The 18,572-nt window shown below is 59.3% G+C and carries 17 protein-coding genes; 12 read left to right on the top strand and 5 right to left on the bottom strand.

Annotation, left to right across the window (positions count from 1 at the left end; genetic code table 11):
- From B5F12_RS06000 to B5F12_RS05950, 11 genes are all read left to right on the top strand, one after another.
- Positions 1-4,119 (top strand): PolC-type DNA polymerase III, encoded by a 4,119-nt coding sequence (locus B5F12_RS06000; protein ID WP_087231785.1) that lies wholly within the window; start codon positions 1-3, stop codon positions 4,117-4,119.
- 113 nt (positions 4,120-4,232) lie between these two features.
- The gene (hisZ, locus tag B5F12_RS05995; protein WP_087231782.1) at positions 4,233-5,399 is read left to right on the top strand and encodes an ATP phosphoribosyltransferase regulatory subunit; all 1,167 of its coding nucleotides are present in this window, start codon (positions 4,233-4,235) and stop codon (positions 5,397-5,399) included.
- On the top strand, positions 5,396-6,034 hold the full coding sequence (gene hisG, locus B5F12_RS05990; protein WP_087231779.1) for an ATP phosphoribosyltransferase: 639 nt from the start codon (positions 5,396-5,398) through the stop codon (positions 6,032-6,034). The genes hisZ and hisG overlap by 4 nt, the downstream gene beginning before the upstream one ends.
- A gap of 19 nt (positions 6,035-6,053) precedes the next feature.
- Positions 6,054-7,349, top strand: a complete 1,296-nt coding sequence (hisD, locus tag B5F12_RS05985; protein ID WP_087231776.1) for a histidinol dehydrogenase — start codon at positions 6,054-6,056, stop codon at positions 7,347-7,349.
- A 3-nt stretch (positions 7,350-7,352) separates the two neighbouring features.
- Positions 7,353-7,928, top strand: coding sequence for an imidazoleglycerol-phosphate dehydratase HisB (gene hisB, locus B5F12_RS05980; RefSeq protein ID WP_087231773.1), 576 nt, complete (start codon positions 7,353-7,355; stop codon positions 7,926-7,928).
- 17 nt (positions 7,929-7,945) lie between these two features.
- Complete coding sequence (hisH, locus tag B5F12_RS05975; RefSeq protein ID WP_087231770.1) at positions 7,946-8,554, top strand: imidazole glycerol phosphate synthase subunit HisH; 609 nt, start codon at positions 7,946-7,948, stop codon at positions 8,552-8,554.
- Entirely contained in the window at positions 8,551-9,273 is a 723-nt protein-coding gene (hisA, locus tag B5F12_RS05970; protein ID WP_087231767.1) for a 1-(5-phosphoribosyl)-5-[(5-phosphoribosylamino)methylideneamino]imidazole-4-carboxamide isomerase, read from the top strand. The genes hisH and hisA overlap by 4 nt, the downstream gene beginning before the upstream one ends.
- A complete protein-coding gene (hisF, locus tag B5F12_RS05965) occupies positions 9,267-10,043 on the top strand; it encodes an imidazole glycerol phosphate synthase subunit HisF (protein WP_087231764.1) in 777 nt (258 codons plus the stop codon). The genes hisA and hisF overlap by 7 nt, the downstream gene beginning before the upstream one ends.
- Positions 10,036-10,356: a phosphoribosyl-AMP cyclohydrolase gene (gene hisI, locus B5F12_RS05960; RefSeq protein ID WP_087231761.1), complete on the top strand. Its 321-nt coding sequence runs from the start codon at positions 10,036-10,038 to the stop codon at positions 10,354-10,356. Before hisF ends, hisI begins: the two co-directional genes overlap by 8 nt.
- 39 nt (positions 10,357-10,395) lie before the next feature.
- Positions 10,396-10,722 carry a phosphoribosyl-ATP diphosphatase gene (gene hisE, locus B5F12_RS05955; RefSeq protein WP_087231758.1) on the top strand — a complete coding sequence of 109 codons (327 nt, stop codon included), beginning with the start codon at positions 10,396-10,398 and terminating at the stop codon, positions 10,720-10,722.
- Between the two features lies 1 nt (position 10,723).
- Complete coding sequence (locus B5F12_RS05950) at positions 10,724-11,449, top strand: Bax inhibitor-1/YccA family protein (RefSeq protein ID WP_087231756.1); 726 nt, start codon at positions 10,724-10,726, stop codon at positions 11,447-11,449.
- A 350-nt stretch (positions 11,450-11,799) separates the two neighbouring features.
- On the opposite strand, the gene B5F12_RS05945 is transcribed toward B5F12_RS05950, so the two are convergent.
- The 5 genes from B5F12_RS05945 to B5F12_RS05925 are packed head-to-tail and all read right to left on the bottom strand — an operon-like array spanning position 11,800 to position 17,294.
- Entirely contained in the window at positions 11,800-12,759 is a 960-nt protein-coding gene (locus tag B5F12_RS05945; RefSeq protein WP_087231754.1) for an SGNH/GDSL hydrolase family protein, read from the bottom strand.
- 14 nt (positions 12,760-12,773) lie between these two features.
- A complete protein-coding gene (locus B5F12_RS05940) occupies positions 12,774-14,366 on the bottom strand; it encodes an MBOAT family O-acyltransferase (protein WP_087231751.1) in 1,593 nt (530 codons plus the stop codon).
- Between the two features lies 1 nt (position 14,367).
- Positions 14,368-14,598 (bottom strand): phosphopantetheine-binding protein, encoded by a 231-nt coding sequence (locus B5F12_RS05935; RefSeq protein ID WP_087231748.1) that lies wholly within the window; start codon positions 14,596-14,598, stop codon positions 14,368-14,370.
- Positions 14,599-14,608: 10 nt separating this feature from the next.
- Entirely contained in the window at positions 14,609-15,787 is a 1,179-nt protein-coding gene (locus tag B5F12_RS05930) for an alanine racemase (RefSeq protein ID WP_242954905.1), read from the bottom strand.
- The gene (locus B5F12_RS05925; RefSeq protein ID WP_087231745.1) at positions 15,780-17,294 is read right to left on the bottom strand and encodes an amino acid adenylation domain-containing protein; all 1,515 of its coding nucleotides are present in this window, start codon (positions 17,292-17,294) and stop codon (positions 15,780-15,782) included. The genes B5F12_RS05930 and B5F12_RS05925 overlap by 8 nt, the downstream gene beginning before the upstream one ends.
- Before the next feature lie 263 nt (positions 17,295-17,557).
- Between B5F12_RS05925 and trpS the strand changes: the two genes are divergently transcribed.
- Positions 17,558-18,571 (top strand): tryptophan--tRNA ligase, encoded by a 1,014-nt coding sequence (trpS, locus tag B5F12_RS05920; RefSeq protein WP_087231741.1) that lies wholly within the window; start codon positions 17,558-17,560, stop codon positions 18,569-18,571.
- The last annotated feature ends 1 nt before the right edge of the window (position 18,572 follow it).

Genomic DNA, 18,572 nt, shown 5'->3' with positions numbered 1-18,572 from the left:
ATGTCAGACAAGCAAGTGACATTTCAAGAGACCTTTGGTCAATACCCCTTCCCCGAAGGGGTATTGACTTCTTTTGCAGCCTACCCCACCCGGGTGAAGGTGAATCGCCAGGCCCGCACCATGACGGTGGAGCTGGAGGGGGAGCAATTGGCCCCCAACCTGGTGGATCAGGTCCAGCAGAGCCTGGCCCGGGCCTTCCACCTGCACCAGGCGGCGGTGGAGTTCCATGCCGCCCAGGCGGAGGTGCAGCCTGCCCCGGTGGCGGTGGAGACGCCCCCAGCGGCACCGCAGCCCGCCCCGGGTGGGGACCTGTACGCCCAGCTGGAGGCCATGCGCCGCAAGGTGCTCAATCAGAGCATGCCCGGCGGCGGCCACGGTAAGCCCAAGGTCAAGCAGCTCTACGGCAAGATCAACGGCAAGAAAAAGCCGGTGCCCCTGGGAGAGCTGCAATTGGATATGGGCAGCGTATTGGTGGAGGGCACCGTGTTCAACGTAGAGCACCGGGAACTGCCCAAGCGCAAGGCGTGGGTGATCTGCTTTGACATCACCGACAACACCGGCTCCATCCGGGTCAATCAGTTCCTGGAGGGAGAGGTGGCCAACCCCATCGTCAAGGGCATCAAAAAGGGCCAGCGGGTCCAGGTCCAGGGGCGGCTGAACGTGAGCCGCTTCGAAAACGACATGGTGCTGGAGCCCTACGGCATCAACGAGGTGCCCATGCCCGAGGGGCGCAAGGACACCGCCGAGGAGAAGCGCATCGAGCTCCACCTCCACACCAAGATGTCCATGATGGACGCCCTGTGCGATGGCAAAGCCATTGTCAAGCGGGCCATCGAGTGGGGACATCCCGCCATCGCCATCACCGACCACGGAGTGGTGCAGTCCTTCCCCGATGCCTACAACGCCTCGGGCCGAGGGGAGAAAATTAAGGTGCTCTACGGCGTGGAGGCCTACTATCAAAATGACGTGGACGAGCGGGTGTCGGTGCACGGCCCCGGGGACATGCCTCTGGATGGGGAGTTTATCGCCTTCGACCTGGAGACCACCGGACTGGACCCCAACACGGATGCCATCATTGAAATTGGCGCTGTGCGCATGCGGGGGGCGGAGGTGCTGGAGCACTATTCCACCTTTGCAGATCCCGGCCACCCCTTGAGCCCCAAGACGGTGTCTCTGACCAGCATCACCGACGAGATGGTGCGGGGCGCCCCCAAGCCCGCCCAGGCGGTGGCCGATTTCCTGGCTTGGGCTGGGGATACCCCCCTGGTGGCCCACAATGCGGAGTTTGATACCGGCTTTGTCCGGGCCTACTGCCAGAGAGCAGGCCGGGAGTTTGACCCCCTCTATTTTGATACCCTCATTTTGGCCCAGTACCTGTGCCCTCAGCTGAACAACCACAAGCTGGACACCGTGTCCACCCACCTGGGACTGCCTCCCTTCCACCACCACCGGGCAGACGATGACGCCGCCATCTGCGGTCAGATTTTCGCCGCCATGATTCCCATGCTCCGGGAACTGGGGGTGGAGCGAGTGTCCCAGATCAACGGGGCCTTGGCAGGGAAGAAGCGGGGCGGACGGGGACGCCGCAGCGCCAACCACCTCATATTGCTGGCCAAGAACCAGACCGGCCTGCGCAACCTCTACAAGCTGGTGTCCCTGTCCCATCTGGAGCACTTCAATCGCTTTCCCATCATGCCCAAGTCCATCATCAATGAGAACCGGGAAGGGCTCATTGTGGGCTCTGCCTGTGAGGCGGGAGAGCTGTTCCGGGCGGTGGTGGATGGCAAGGACGACCGGGAGCTGGAGCGCATTGCCTCCTGGTATGACTATCTGGAGATTCAGCCCCTGTCCAACAACGCCTACATGCTCCGGCCGGACAAGGAGGGACGACGCATTGCCCAGTCTCTAGAGGACCTGCGCAACTTTAACCGGAAGATCGTGGAGCTGGGCCACAAGCTGGGCAAGCCAGTGTGCGCCACGGGCGACGTCCACTTTACCGACCCGGAGGAGGAAATTTACCGCCACATCCTTCTGGCTGCCAAGGAGTTTGACGACGCCGACAGCGAGAACCCCCTGTATTTCCGCACCACTGACGAGATGCTGAAAGAGTTTGCCTATCTGGGGGCAGAGACCGCCCATGAGGTGGTTATAGAGAGCCCGGCTCTGGTGGCCTCCTGGTGCGACAACGTGCGGCCTCTGCCCGACGGCCTGTTTACCCCCAAGCTGGAAAACTCCGAGGGCGAGCTGAAGGACCTGGTGTGGGGTAAGGCTCACGCCCTGTATGGGGAGAACCCGCCCCAGATCGTGGTGGACCGTATCAACGCTGAGCTGAAAGATATCATCGGCTGTCACTACGACGTCATCTACATGTCCGCCCAGAAGCTGGTGCAGAATTCCCTGGAGCACGGCTACCTGGTGGGCTCTCGTGGTTCGGTGGGCTCGTCCCTGGTGGCCTTCATGTCGGGCATCACCGAGGTGAACTCGCTGCCCGCCCACTACCGCTGCCCCAACTGTAAGCACTCCGACTTCGACTACGCCGTAGAGCACGGCTATGGCTGCGGCGCCGATATGCCGGACATGAAGTGCCCGGTGTGCGGGGCGGACTACGCCAAGGACGGCTTCAACATCCCCTTTGAGACCTTCCTGGGCTTCGGCGGCGACAAGGTGCCAGATATCGACCTGAACTTCTCCGGCGAGTACCAGTCCAGCGCCCACAAGTATACCTTTGAGCTCTTCGGCAGCAACCACGTGTTCCGAGCGGGCACCATCGGCACGGTGGCAGAGAAAACCGCCATCGGCTATGTGCGCAAGTACCTGGAGCGGGTGGGCCGCTACAACGTGCCCTTTGCCGAGGTACTGCGCCTGGCCCGTGGGTGTATGGGGGTCAAGCGCACCACCGGACAACACCCCGGCGGCATGGTGGTTATCCCCCAGGACAAGGAGATCTACGACTTCTGCCCGGTGCAGCACCCGGCAGACGATAAGGACTCGGACATCATTACCACCCATTTCGAATATCACTCCATGGAGTCCAACCTCTTGAAGCTGGACATGCTGGGCCACGATGACCCGTCCATGATTCGTATGCTCCAGGACATCACCAAGGTGGACCCCCAGAAAATTCCCTTGGACGACCCGGACACCATGAGTCTGTTCACCACATCGGAGAAACTGGGCTTTATGGATGACCCCATCCTGGGCCCCACCGGAGCGGTGGCCATCCCCGAGTTCGGTACCTCCTTCGTGCGTGGTATGCTGGAGGACACACACCCCAACCAATTCGATATTCTGGTGCGTCTGTCTGGCTTCTCCCACGGCACCGACGTGTGGCTGGGCAACGCCAAGGACCTCATTACGTCTGGCACCGCCCAGGTTAACGAGGCCATCGGCTGTCGTGACGATATTATGATCTTCCTCATCTCCAAGGGCTTTAAGGACACCCGGGCCTTTAAGATCATGGAGTCGGTGCGAAAGGGCAGAGGTCTGCCCGAGGGGGCTGAGGACGAGATGAAGGAGCACGGGGTGCCCCAGTGGTACATTGACTCCTGTAAGAAGATCGCCTACCTGTTCCCCAAGGCCCACGCTGTGGCCTACGTGATGATGGCCTTCCGCATCGCCTGGTATAAGGTGCATCGGCCCCTGGCGTTCTACGCCGCCTACTTCTCCATCCGTGCCAAGGCCTTTGATGAGAAGTACATGTGCCGAGGCATTGAGGTGGTCAAGCAGAAGATGAAGGAGATTCAGGCCAAGAAAAACGCCAAGGATAAGGCGGACCGCCCCTCTGCGGTGGAAGAGGACATGCTGGTGACCTTGGAAGTGTGCTACGAGTTCTACCTCCGTGGCCTCACCTTCGCCCGCATGGATATCTCCCGCTCCCACGCCATCAACTTCCTGGTGGACGAGGAGCGCAACGCCCTTATCCCTCCCTTTACCTCGGTGGCTGGCCTGGGTGAAACCGTGGGCTGGGACATCATGGAGAAGCGGAAGGGGAAGACCTTCATCTCCATTGAAGAGTTCTCCCTGGCCTGTACCAAGGTGTCCAACACCCATCTGCAACAGTTGAAAGAGGCGGGGGCCTTTGGCGACCTGCCGGATAGCAGCCAGTTCTCTTTCTTTTGATCTATGATATAAGCCCCCTGCACAAGGGGGCTTTGTCATACCCCCCGTTGACAATCGGTCGATTCTGTGGTATATTCACTACACTAGCGAGCTAAAGAAAGGCTGGAAACACCATGAACATACACTTCAATACCCCTGAGGGGACCCGGGACCGGCTCTTTGCCGAGTGCCTGGAGCGGCGTCAGGTGCAGAGTGCCCTGGTGGACTTGTTCCGCCGCCGGGGCTATGCAGAGGTCATCACTCCCGAGGTGGAGTTTTATGACCTGTTTGTCCACTCGGGGAGCCCGTTGCCCCAGGAGACCATGCTGAAAATCATTGACCGTTCGGGAAAAATCATGGTCATGCGCCCGGACACCACCACCCCCATTGCCCGGCTGGCGGCCACCAAGCTGAAGACCCTGCCGCTGCCCCAGCGGCTGTACTACGATCAGACCGTGTTCCGCTCTGGGAATGCCCACGAGGGCGGCAGCAGCGAGATTGCCCAGTGTGGCGTGGAAATGCTGGGTGCCACGGGAATGAAAGCGGACCTGGAGATGATTACCCTGGCGGTGGATGCCCTGCGGGCCTGTGGCCTCAGCGGATTCCACATCGAGGTGGGCCATGTGGGCTTTTATCAGGACCTGGCCAGCCGCATGAACATGCCCCAGGAGGAGCAGGAGCGGATGCGGCTGCTCATTGAGGGCAAGAACTACGCCGTCCTCAACGACTTCCTGGAGCCCTATTCCGCCCAACCCGATTGTGCCGCCCTCCGCCGTCTGCCGTACCTGTTCGGCGGGGCAGAGGTGCTGGAGGAGGCCCGGACGCTGGCCGGGGCGTGTACCAGCCTGGACTATCTGGAGCTTTTGTACCGGGAGCTGTGCCAGGCGGGGTATGGCGACTGGGTGCAATTTGATCTGGGTCTGGTCCATCAGATTGACTACTATACGGGCGTGGTGTTCCGAGGCTACGCCAACGGGGCAGGGGCCCCGGTGCTGTCCGGTGGCAGATACGACAACCTGGTGGAGCTGTTCGGCAGACGGGCAGAGGCCACGGGCTTTGCCGTGGACGTGGACGCTGTGGGCGGCTGCCTGGAGGTGGAGGTGCCCCAGTTGCGCACCGTCATCCACTATGAGAGCGGCATGCTGGGACGGGCACTGGAGGTCATGGACCGCCTGCCCGCCGGCACCTGTGAGCTGTCCCCTTGCCGCACCCTGTCCAGCACCATGAATTTGGCCAGTGAGAAGGGTGCCTTGCAAGTGCTGTGCCTGGACAATTCCGGAGAGAGGTGGTTGGAGGTATGAGTCAGCGACTGAGAATCGCCCTGACCAAGGGGCGTCTGCAAGACAAATCGGTGGAGCTATTTGAGAAGATGGGGCTGGACTGCACCCCCATCCGGCACCCAGGGCGGCGGCTCATCCACTCGGTACCCAACTACCCCTTGGATGCAGTGCTGGCCAAGGCCCCCGATGTCATCACCTATGTGGAGCACGGGGTGTGTGATTTGGGTATTGTGGGCAAGGACACCATTCTGGAAAAGGGGGGCGCCTTCTACGAGGTTCTGGACCTGGGCTTTGGGCGGTGTCGGTTTACCCTGGCCGTGAAAGAGGGCACCGACTTCTACGCCACCTATAAGACCCGCCGGGTGGCTTCCAAGTACCCCGCCGTCACCCGTGCCTTCTTTGAGCGCAAAGGGATGGACGTGGACATCATCAAAATTGAGGGCAGCGTGGAGCTGGCTCCCATTTTGGGGCTGGCTGACGGCATCGTGGATATCGTGGAGACGGGGGCCACCCTGAAAGAGAACGGCCTCACCCCCATCGAGGATGTGGCCCAGGTGTCTGCCCGGCTCATTGTGAATACCGCCAGCATGAAGCTGCACAAACAGGAGATTTTAGATTTCATTCAGCAGTGCCAGGCTAACCTGTCCGGCACTTGAGAGAAAAGGGGAGACGGATATGTTGGAATTGGTGGTGGCCGGAGAAGGCCGTGAACAGGAAAAATTGGCGTCCATGCGCTCCCGTGCCGCACAGACGGGGGCGGAGATTCAGCGCAGTGTGGCGGCTATTATGGAGGATGTGCGGGCCAGGGGTTACGATGCGGTGGAGGAGTACTCCGTGAAATTTGACCAAAACCCGCCCCGCGAGGTGTCCATGGAGGAGCTGGAACAGGCGGCGGGGCGGATTGCCCCGGACCTGCTGACTGCCCTCCAGCGCAGCGCCCAGCACATCCGGGCCTATCAGCAGGAGCTGTTGAGCGAGGTGCAGATGGGCCTTCGTCTGTGGGACAGCCCCAGCGGGGGCAAGGTGGGGCGGCTGGTCCGCCCCTTGCAGCGGGTGGGGGTGTATGTCCCCGGTGGCCGTGCTGCCTACCCCAGCTCGGTGCTCATGAATGTGATTCCTGCCAAGGTGGCGGGGGTGGAAGAGGTTATCATGGTCACCCCTCCCACGGAAAACCTCAGCGATGTGGTGCTGGCCGCCGCCTGGGTGGCAGGTGTGGACCGATGCATCGCTGTGGGTGGTGCTCAGGCCGTGGCCGCCCTCACCTATGGGGCGGGCTTTATCCCTCGGGTGGACAAGCTGGTGGGACCGGGCAACGCATTTGTGGCGGAGGCCAAACGCATGGCCTACGGCAACCTGGACATTGACATGGTGGCGGGTCCCTCCGAGGTGCTGGTGATTGCCGACAAGACCGCCAACCCCTGCCACATGGCCGCCGACCTGCTTAGCCAGGCCGAGCACGACCCCCTGGCCTCGGCAGTGCTCCTCACCGACAGCATGGAGCTGGCCCAGGCGGTACAGAAAGAGATCACCCGCCAGCTGGGCTATTTAAGCCGCCGGGAGATCATGGAGCAGTCCCTGCGGGACTTCGGCTGCGCCATTGTCTGCCCTGACTTGGACACCTGTGCCAGACTGGCCGATCAGGTGGCCCCGGAGCACATGGAGATTGTCACCCAAGACCCCCGCCGGGTGCTGGAGCTGGTACACAACGCTGGAGCTATCTTCCTGGGGGGCAATACCCCGGAGCCTCTGGGGGACTACATGGCAGGGCCGGACCACGTGCTGCCCACCAGTGGCACCGCCCGGTTCTTCTCCCCCTTGTCGGTGGACTCTTTTGTGAAAAAGACCAGCGTGCTGGAGTATGGCCGGGAGGACCTGGAGCGGGTGAAGGACGAGATCATTACCCTGGCCCAGTCCGAGCACCTCACCGCCCACGCCAACTCCATCCAGGTGCGCTTTGCAGAGGAGGGCTGACCCATGAGATGCGCAGACATCAGCCGAAAGACCAAGGAGACGGACATCTCCCTCTCCCTCTGCCTGGAGGGGGGCGCGGTGTCCGTGTCCACGGGTATTGGATTTTTTGACCATATGCTCACTGCCCTGGCCTTTTACGCCGGGTGGGGGCTCACCCTCCGGGTGGAGGGGGACCTGTATGTGGACGGCCACCACACGGTGGAGGACACGGGCATCGTACTGGGCCAGGCCTTCCGCCAGGCCCTGGGGGATAAGGTGGGCATCCACCGGTTCGGCACCGCCTATGTGCCCATGGACGAGGCCCTGTGCCGCACGGTGCTGGACTGCTCCAACCGCCCCTATCTGGTGTTCCAGGCGAACATGCCCCAGCCCATGATCGGGGGTTATGACAGCTGTCTGACTAAGGAATTTATGCAGGCCTTCGCCGTCCACGGCGGCATTACCCTCCACCAGACCTGCGAGTACGGGGACAACGCCCACCACATCACCGAGGCCTTGTACAAATCCCTGGGCATGGCCCTGAAGGAGGCCGCCCAGGTGGTGGGCAGCGGTGTGACCTCCACCAAAGGGGTACTCTAGAGAAACGAGGAAGCGCTATGAGCTATACCGCCATTGTAGACTACGGGGTGGGGAACCTGAAAAGCGTCTCCAACGCCCTGACCTACGTGGGTCTTGACAACCGCATCACCGGAGACCCCAAGGAGCTGGAGCGGGCCAATTCCATTCTGCTTCCCGGCGTGGGGGCATTCCCGGACGCCGCCCGCAAGCTCCGCCAAACTGGGTTGGACCGGGCCATTGTCCGCATGGGACAGGACAAGCCGGTGCTGGGCATCTGCTTGGGCATGCAGCTGCTCTTTGCCCAGGGAGAGGAAGGGGAGACCTGTTCCGGCCTGGGGGTGATCCCCGGCACGGTCCAGCGCATGGAGACCACCTACAAGCTGCCCCACATCGGCTGGAACAGTCTGTCCTTTCCCAACCCCTCGCCCCTGTTCCGAGGGCTGAGGGAAGGGGCGTGGGTGTACTTTGTCCACTCCTTTTCTGGACGGGCAGCCGATCCCAGCCAGGTGATCGCCTCCACGGACTACGGCATGGAGGTGGTGGCCGCCGTGCAAAACGGCAACTTTTTCGGCACCCAGTTCCACCCGGAGAAGAGCGGGGATGTGGGCCTGGAAATCCTAAAGAATTTTGGAGCGATGAACCCATGATCATATTACCAGCCATTGATTTGAAGGATGGGGCCGTGGTACGGCTCTACAAAGGTAGCTTTGACACGGTGCACCAGGTGGCCACCGACCCGGTGACGGTGGCCCGGGCCTTTCAGGAGGCCGGGGCAACCTGGATTCACATGGTGGACCTGGATGGGGCCCGGGACGGCGTGCGCCGCAATGGCCAGCTGGTACAGGCGGTGGCAGCCCTGGGGTTCCAGGTGGAGCTGGGGGGCGGCATCCGCTCCATGGAAGACCTGAAAGCCGTGTTTGACTTGGGAGTGACCCGGGCGGTGATCGGGTCCGCAGCAGTCTCCAATCCGGAGCTGGTGGCCCAGGCCATCGCCACCTATGGGGCCGACCGCATCGCTGTGGGCATTGACGCCCGGGACGGCAAGGTGAAAACCGCCGGCTGGGAGGTGGACTCCGGGCTGGACTATCTGGACTTTGCAAAGCAGATGGAGAAACTTGGTGTAAAGAGAATCATCTTTACGGACATTGAGACGGATGGTATGCTGTCTGGCCCCTCTTTTGGCCGCCTGCAACAGCTACAGAAAGCGGTGTCTTGCCAGCTCATTGCCTCCGGTGGCGTGTCCTGCAACCAGGATATCGTGGACCTGGAGCGCCTGGGGGTATACGGGGCCATCATTGGCAAGGCCTACTACGCCGGGGCCATCGATCTGGCCCAGGCGGTGAAGGACGGTGGAGCCCAATGCTAGCCAAACGCATCATCCCCTGCCTGGACGTCCGGGACGGACGGGTGGTAAAGGGAATCAACTTCGTCAACATCCGAGACGCCGGGGACCCGGTGGAACTGGCCCGGTACTACTCCGACCAGGGGGCGGATGAGATCGTCTTTTTGGACATCACCGCCACCAGCGATGCCCGGGACACCGTAGAGGACGTGGTAGAGCGCACCGCCAGCCAGGTGTTTGTCCCCCTCACTGTGGGGGGCGGCATCCGCACGGTGGAGGATTTCCGCCGCCTGCTGCGGGCCGGGGCGGACAAGATTTCCGTCAACTCCTCGGCGGTGAAAAATCCTCAGCTCATAGCCGACGCCGCCCAGCTCTTCGGCTCTCAGTGCGTGGTGCTGGCCATTGATGCCAAGCGTCGAGAAGAGGGCTGGTTTGAGGTGGTGGTGGCGGGTGGCCGCATTCCTACCGGGCTGGACGCCGTGGAGTGGGCCAAGCGGGGCCAGAAGCTGGGAGCGGGAGAAATCCTCCTCACTTCCATGGACGCCGATGGCACCAAGGCGGGGTTCGACCTGGAGTTGACCCGGGCGGTGACCAGCGCCGTGACCATCCCGGTGATTGCCTCAGGAGGCTGTGGGGAGCTGAGCCACTTCGCTCAGGTCTTTGAGGAGACCGGGTGCGACGCCGCCTTGGCGGCCAGCCTGTTCCACTTTGGAGAGCTTACTGTCCCCCAGGTGAAAGAATACCTCCGGGAGCAGAATATCCCGGTGCGAGAGAGGGGAGAGGGCCATGTTTGATCTGGATTTGCTCTTTCAAAAGTCAGACCTTATCCCGGTGATCATCCAGGATTCGGACAGCCGCCAGGTGCTGATGCTGGGCTTTACCAACCGGGAGGCGGTGGAGAAGACTTTGGAGACCAAAACCGCCTGGTTCTGGAGCCGCAGCCGCCAGAAGCTGTGGAATAAGGGGGAGAGCAGCGGGCACTTCCTCTATGTCAACGAGATTTTTACCGACTGCGATACCGATACCCTGCTGTATCTGTGTACCCCTAAAGGCCCCACCTGTCACACCGGGGCCACCAGTTGTTTTTTCCGGGAAATCGAGGTATAATCAACCTGTACCATGGAATACGATAAGGAGAGGATTCCCATGAACGATACTATGCAGAGCCTGTACTCGGTGGTTCTGGACCGTAGGTCCAATCCCCAGGAGGGCTCCTATACCTGCTACCTGTTTGACAAGGGGCTGGATAAGATTCTCAAAAAGGTGGGGGAGGAGTGTGCGGAGACCATCATCGCCGCCAAAAACGGAGTCAAAGAGGACACCGTGGGCGAGATTTCCGACCTCATCTATCACCTGATGGTGATGATGGCCCAGCAGAACATCCCTCTGGAGGATGTGATGGCCGAGCTGGATCGCCGCAGTTTGAAAATTGGAAATTTGAAAACCATGAAACAAGTGGATCGGGAGACCTGATATGAAACAGTATGGTTCTTTTAACCCTGGCGAATTTGACAGCAGCTATGCAGCCGGAGGGCTGACCCTCAATCTCTATATGTCCCGCACCTTTGGCTGGATGTTCTTGGGGCTTATGGTTACCTTTGCGCTGGCCTGGTACATGGCCGCCAGCGGCCTGGTGATTCGGCTGCTGATGACTACGCCCTCCATTTTGATGATACTGCTGGTGGCGGAAATCGCCGTGGTTTTGGTCTTCTCCGCCCGCCTGCATAAGCAGTCGGTGCATGTGAGCAGAGGCCTGTTTTTCATCTACTCCATTCTCAATGGCGTGGTGTTCTCCGTCTATTTTGTGGCCTTTGATGTGGCGGCGTTGATTTTGGTCTTTGGGTTGACCGCCCTGTTTTTCGGTGGCTTTGCCCTGTATGGCCGATTTACCCACACGGACCTGTCCCGTCTGCGTCCTCTGATTTTTGGCGGGCTCATCTTCCTGGTCATCAGCGGTTTGGTGCTGATGCTCTTTGATATCCGTGCGATGGATCGACTGGTGTGTATGGTGGGGCTTGTGATTTTCCTGTGTGCCACCGCCTATGACACCCAGAAGATCAAGAAGAACTACGAGTATTTCAGCCATGATGTGGCGCTGCTGGAGCGGGCCTCGATTTACTCCGCTCTCCAGCTGTATTTGGATTTCATCAACCTGTTTTTGTATCTCCTGCGCTTTCTGGGTTCCAGAAGCCGGCGGTAATTCAAATCCCCTGTCTAAAACGACAGGGGATTTTTGCAGAAAAGGACAGGCTGTCAATAACCTCATATTCATGCAAGAAAAATACATCGTCTTGCACCATAAAAAGCCCTCGGCAGAGTTTTCCCGCCCGGGGGCGGGAAAATAAATCAAAATCTGTTTTTTTCGGGGACATGCGCATCGGAAAAAACACTTCTCAGCCCGCCAGTGTGGTCTTGGGTCGCCCTTTGACCCAAGGCTGCATGCAGCGGGCTGCAACTTCTCGAGAAAATGCTGGCATTTTCGAGAAGCGTGTCGAACTTTTTCGACACGCACAAATGTCCTCCTGCCAATGCAGGAGGACATTTGTGTGTTTAGGAAGCTTTGGCCACTTCCGCCTCGTAATCTTGAAGGAGGGTGTTCCAGCTGGCATATTTGCTGTCTCCCCGGCGATCAGAGAACATCTGGGTCCCTTCCAGGTATTTGGCCAGGAATTGAGAGACCTTGACCGTTCCGGTGTGATTCAAGTGGTCGCCCCGGTCAAAGGTGTCCTTGGACCAGTCGATGGGGACCTCCTGGGTCTTGGTGTTCAGGTCGATGTACTCCAGGCCCAGCTCGTCTGCCAGCTCCTGAATGCCGTTGTGGCGCTGGTAGTTCCAGTTGACGGTGCTGGGGGTACTCAGCAGCAGCAGTTTGGCGCCGTGTTCCTCACACAGCTCCTGAATCTGCTCCACCAACAGCCGATTGAGCACGGGAATGGATGCAGTTTTATCCGTGTAGGCCATGTAGTTGGTGGCATCTGCACTGCTGGCTGCACTGCTCAGGCGGTATCCCTTATAGGGCGTGGTGTAGCTGTTGCCGTCGGTGGGGCTGAAATCCTCCCGGGTCATGGTCTTCCAGCGGTCGTGGTAGCGGAGGATGGGCAGGTACCGGGATACCTCATCCATCACCACGGTTTTAGCCGGAATTTGACGGTAGATACACAGGGTTTCCAGAATCACCAGCTTGGGGGACTGGGTCTCAAAAGCACGCTCCAACAGGGTCTTGCTGTAGGAGAGATACTGGCGGCCGCTGCCGCATACGTAGCTGGTGTATCCGGTGTCTTTCCAAATGAGCAGGGGGGAGATGGAGAAGTAAGACTCGCTGTCTCCCACCACTACCACGTCAATGGAATTTTCGGGTTCTCCCTGAATGCCGTTGGCGATGACCTCTTCCATACCGGCGTCCTTGGTGTTGTTCTTGGGAATGAAGAGAAAGGACAGGCCGTAGAGGATTACCAGAAGCCCCAGGGCAAAGGCGGCAAGGCCCAAGAGGGTTTTTGCGATTTTTACCATGAGATTACCTCCGATTAAAAGCCTGCATAGATGGGGTCAACAGGGATGTAGCCGATACCGTAGGCACCGAAGATGACCAGGAAGCAGATGGCCGCATAATACACGGCAATGCGCACCGGCCAGGACTTGGACACCAGGGTCTCACCCAACTTGACGCCCCGCTCCTGCATAATGCCCACAACCAGCAGAAATACCAGGAAGAGCGCCACCAGAACGGTGTCGGGGCCGTCAATGCCGTAGGCAAAGAGGTTGCCCTTGAGGATGGGAGAGAAGGACCAGTCGGTCACTATGCGCCAGGCCATTTTCAGGCCGTTCTTCAGGCCCTCCGCCCGGAAGAACAGCTCACCGATGCACACCAGCACACAGGTTCTAAGGGTCTGCATGAGCCGGTAAGCGATGTGGTTGCGGTCAATGTGGAGCCGCTCGGTGACGGTGAGGACCAGAGGTTGCACCAGATTTCCAGCAAAGATCAGGGCGAAATGGTACAGGCCGAAGAAGATGTAGTTCCAGGCCGAACCGTGCCATAGGCCGTTACACAGCCAGACACACAACAGCGCCACGCTGCTGGTGAGGATGGGGCCGTAACGGGGGCCGAAGCGCTTTCTGGCCTTGGAGGTGAGCTTCTTCATGGGCTTGGACATGCTCACCGGGTAGAAGATGTAGTCCTTGAACCAGGTGCCCAGGGTGATGTGCCACCGCTGCCAGAACTCCGAGATGGTGCGGGAGAAGAAGGGACGCTGGAAGTTTTCCGGCAGGGCGACCCCGAAGAGCTGGGCGCTGCCCAGAGCCACGTCGATGGTGCCGGAGAAGTCCATGTACAGCTGAATGGTGTAGCAGATGGCTGCCACGGCGATGATGGAGCCGTTGTACTGGTCGTAGTCGGAAAAGACGTTGAGAATGAAGATGTTCAGTCGGTCCGCCACCACCATCTTCTTGATGATGCCCCACAGGATGCGCTGACCACCCAGCAGGAAGTTGTTCCAGCACATGGGGGGCGCCTCCCACAGCCGCTGGGCGGTCTGCTCATAGCGGCAAATGGGGCCCTCCATCATCTGGGGGAAGAAGCCCAGGAACAGAGCCAGGCGGAAGAGATTGTGGTCGGCCTGAATCTTGCCCCGATACACGTCAATCAGGTAGGACACAGCCTGGAGGGTGTAGAAGGAGATGCCGATGGGGAGCAAGAAGGAGGGGACCGGAAGAATGGCGGGCATGTGGAGGAAGCGCAGCAGGGCGTTTCCGTTGCTGAGGAAGAAGTGGCTGTACTTGAGGGTGAGGAGCAGGCCGATGTGAATGACCACCGCCAGCAGGATGATGCCCCGCTGTTGCCGCTGAATGCCAGCACGGATGGCTTTCCGTTGGTCCGACTCCGCCAGTGCCAGCTTTTCCTTCCCGTTGCGTGCGGTCAGTTCCAACCACAGCCCCAGGTGGTGAATGGACAGAGTGGAAAAGAGTAAATAGACAATCAGCGACCCGCTCACCGCCCAGAAGAACGCATAGCTGGCCAGCAGCAGGATCACGCGGCGCGCCCGTTGCGGTGTGATGGCATAGAGCCCCACCGTAGCAGGGAGCAGGACGGCCAGGTACTGGGGGGAGAAGTAGGAGGCCATGTTATCCCTCCTCTTGGAGACGTTGAATCATAGCCCAGAGGTTTTGGGCGGAGTTGAAGTTGTGGGGAATGACTTCCACGGTGGGAACGGTGATATCAAAGGCGTCCTCCAGCTCGGCCACGATAGAGATAATGTCCAGAGAGTTCAGGTGGTGCCCATCAATGAGGTCCTGGCAATTGGCAAAGTCCAGGTCGGGGCGAATTTCCTCCAAGATTTCCAGCAGTTGTTCCATGATAATTACCTCATTTCTGTAGATTTGATGTATTGAGATGGTAGGTTTCAAAGTGGGAGCGCAGCTCGTCCACCTGTCCGTCTGGGTGGCGGTACAGCACGGCGGGCAGGTCCCGGCTGAGGAATAGGGAAATACCCTCGGTCATGCAGTAGGCCCCCGTGCGCTCAAAGGCCAGCACATCTCCCACGTGGAGAGAGGGGAGGGGCAGCTGCTTGACCAGAATGTCATTGATGGTGCATAGAGAGCCACAGATGTTCCACGGCTCCACATTTCCCGGGGAATGGTGGGTGTAGTGGCGGATGGGGGGCAGCTTCATGGCCATGGACTGGCCGTAGTACACCAGCTGGTGCATGCCACCGTCTACAATGGCGTAGTTCTGCTTGTGGTTGCACTTGGCGTCCACTACCCGGGTGAAGTAGGTGCCACAGTGAGCGGCCAGGCTCCGGCCCAGCTCCAGGGTGATGGTGCCGGAGAAGGTCATAGTTTGTAGCAGCTGGGCAAATTGCTCCAGGTACTCGTCCTCCGGGAAGTCATCCTCGGCGTAGTAACTCACCGGGAAGCCGGGGCCAAACTCCAATTCTTCCATGGGATGGCCCAGCAGATGCTCCAGAGTCTGCAAAAACTCGTCCACCGTGGACAGTTCCCGGGTCAGACGCTTCACCGAGGTCTTCTGGGTGCCGGAGAAGTACTGGATACCCTTAAAGTGGAGCAGCGGATCATTCTGGTGTTGGGTGAGAATCTCGATGATCTCGTCCTTTTCCAGACCAAATTGATTTCCACTGGTCAGCCGCAACAGCAGGGACACCGGGGAGCCGCTGTCCTGGGCGGTGCAGTGGATGAGATCAAACTGCTCCATGGACTCCACCGTAAAGATGGCCGGAGAGTTGGGCAGGATTTCCTGGATGAACTCTGGGGTCTTGTACACCCCAGATACCACAAACTGGGACAGGGGCAGGCCCTGTTGGGCACAGATGCGGTACTCACCGGGGGAGCACAGCTCCAGCCGCTCCACCAGAGGAGAGAGGTACCCGGCCAGGAAGGGATTTGCCTTGATGGCGTAGCACAGACCTACTCCGGAAGGCAGTTTGGAACGCAGGTAGGAAACCCGCTGTTGCAGCGTTTCCCCGTCAAACAGGTACAGGGGGGTGGCATATTGCGTGAGCAGGGATTGCACAGCGATATCATCCACGGCTACCAGCTCCTTTCATCAGTAATGTGCGGTCAATTTTGCCGTTCTTGTTCAGGGGGAACTGGTCCACCTGACGGAACACATTGGGAATCATATACGGGGGAAGGGTGGGGAGCAGCTGCAAGCGCAGTTCCTTGGAGGTGAGCTCTCCTTGATAGAAGGCATACAGCCGATGTTTTTCGCTGTGGAACACGCAGCAGCACCGATGCACACCGGGGAGATTGGACACAGCCCGCTCAATTTCCTCCAACTCAATACGGTGGCCCATGTGCTTGATCTGGAAGTCCTTGCGACCACAGAAGTGCAGCTCTCCCAGGGTGGAGTATCGGGCCAAGTCTCCGGTGCGATAGATGCGCTCGGGATAGCATGGGTTGAGGGGATTGTTGGGAAAGGCAGCGGCCGTCTGGTCCGGGTTTCGGTAGTAGCCCAAGGCCAGGGCCGAGCCTCGCACACACACCTCGCCCACTACGTTGGGAGAAGTGACCAGCTGGTCGTCTCCGTCCAGTAGGAACACATCCTCGTTGGGAAACGCTTGTCCCATGGGAATGCCGTCGGGATAGGACCGCTCCCGGTCAATGATATGGTATGTACAGTTGCAGGTGATCTCAGTGGGGCCGTACAGATTGACAAATTGGGCGCGGGGCAAGTGCTCCATCCAGATCTTCAGGTGCTTGGCGGGCATCACCTCGCCGCTGAACAGCACCTTGTTCACCGTCTCTGGTGTGCGATAGTCCAAACCGTGGACAGTGGTGATTAAGCACAGAGCGGATACCGCCCATATCAGGGTGGTGGCCCGGTGTTCACACAGGAAATCCAGCAACTGCTGAGGCTGGGAGAACAGGGGGCGGGGCACCAGCACCAGGGTGGCACCAGTGGCCAGGGCAGAGTAGATGTCCTTCACCGATACGTCAAAGTCAAAGGGGGCCTGGTTGGCAATGACGTCCTTCTGGGTAATGGAGAAGATGGGGCAGAAGTGGTCAATGAAATCCAGGGTGGAGCGGTGTCCCACCACGACGGCCTTGGGTACCCCAGTGGAGCCGGAAGTGAAGTTGGCGTAGAGAGGGGCGGTGTCCACATGGCGCTGCCGGATTTGGGCCAGCAGGGCACGGTCCACAGTGCTTTTCACCAGGTCCTGATAGAGCAGGATGCGGTGAGGCGGGAACACCTCTTCCAGGGCTGCCCGGTGCTCCTCGTCGGTGATGACAAAGGGCGCCTGCAACACCGACTGCATTTGCTGGAGCCGGGAAGTGGGAAGCTGGGTATTAAAGGATACGTAAAAACCGCCGGCATACACAATGCCCCAGAAGGCGCAGAGGTTTTTCACGCTCTTTTCCATATAGACAGCCACAGGCTGCCCCTTGGCCAGGGAGAGGGCCAGGGAGGAACCAACCCGTCGGCTGTCCTCCAGCGCTTGGGTGAAGGTAATCGACTGCCGCTCGTCCACCAGAGCCGGTTTTTCAGGGAACAGCTGTGCGCTGCGTTCCAGGTATTCCAAAATATTCGTCATAGCGTATCTGTCTCCTATGAGGTGTCAGGGGGAACAGCCCCCTACATGTGTCATAGTATGGGGGATAAATTTTAATACTGCCATGGGTCTTTTCTTAAGAATTCTTAAGGATGTGGAAACAAATTGTAGTAATTACACCCGCTGGTTGCAGCCCTTACAGGGATGTGGTATAATGTGTGGAAAACAGCAAAGGGCTAAAATTTGGCCCATTTATGCCCAATACGGGCGGCTGATTGGGAAAAATAGCAAAGGTTGTGAAGCATATGCAACAGCAAACGGAAAAGAAAGTCATGCTATCCGGTATTAAGCCCAGCGGGGATTTGACCCTGGGCTCCTATTTGGGCGCCATTAAGAATTGGGCAGCCCGAGCTGAAGAATATGATTGTTACTACTTCATGGCAGACCTGCACTCCATCACCGTGCGTCAGAATCCCGCCGATCTGCGTCGGCGCACGCTGGAGCAGCTGGCCCAGTATATTGCCTGTGGTCTGGACCCGGAGAAGAACACCCTGTTCATCCAGTCCCACGTCCACCAGCATGCCGAGCTGGGCTGGGTGCTCAACTGCTATGCCATGTTTGGCGAGCTGTCTCGTATGACGCAGTTTAAGGATAAGTCTGCCAAGAATGCGGACAATATCAACGGTGGCCTGTTCACCTATCCCTCTCTCATGGCCGCGGATATTCTCCTCTATCAGCCTGACTATGTGCCTGTGGGAGAGGACCAGAAGCAGCACGTGGAGCTGACCCGCAACATCGTCCAGCGCTTCAATGGTATTTATGGAGACGTGTTTAAGATGCCCGAGCCCTACATTCCCAAGGTGGGAGCTCGTATCATGTCCTTGACCAACCCCGACTCCAAAATGTCCAAGTCGGAGAATGAGGACACCGGACGGGTGTGCCTGATGGATGACCCCACCGTCATCATGAAGCAGTTTAAGCGTGCCATCACCGACAGCGATCGGGAGAACTGTGTGCGCTATGACCCCGAGCACAAGCCCGGTGTGGCCAACCTGATGACCATTTACTCCTCCGTGACGGGTAAGACCTTCCAGGAGATCGAGCAGGAGTTTGACGGACAGGGCTACGGCGTCTTTAAGCCCGCTGTGGGTGAGGCCGTGGTGGAGTGCCTGCGTCCCATCCGGGAGGAGGCCACCCGCATCATGAAGGACAAGGCCTATTTGGAGAGCGTCTACCGTGACGGCGCAGAAAAAGCCTCCCGCGTGGCCCAGAAGACCCTGCGGAAGGTGTATAAAAAGGTGGGCTTTGTGGCCCCCTAAA

The sequence above is a fragment of the Pseudoflavonifractor sp. An176 genome (assembly GCF_002160435.1).
Lineage (GTDB): Bacteria > Bacillota > Clostridia > Oscillospirales > Oscillospiraceae > Enterenecus > Enterenecus faecium.
Note: the sequence above shows the minus strand (reverse complement) of the source record. Positions and strands in the feature narration are given on the sequence as shown.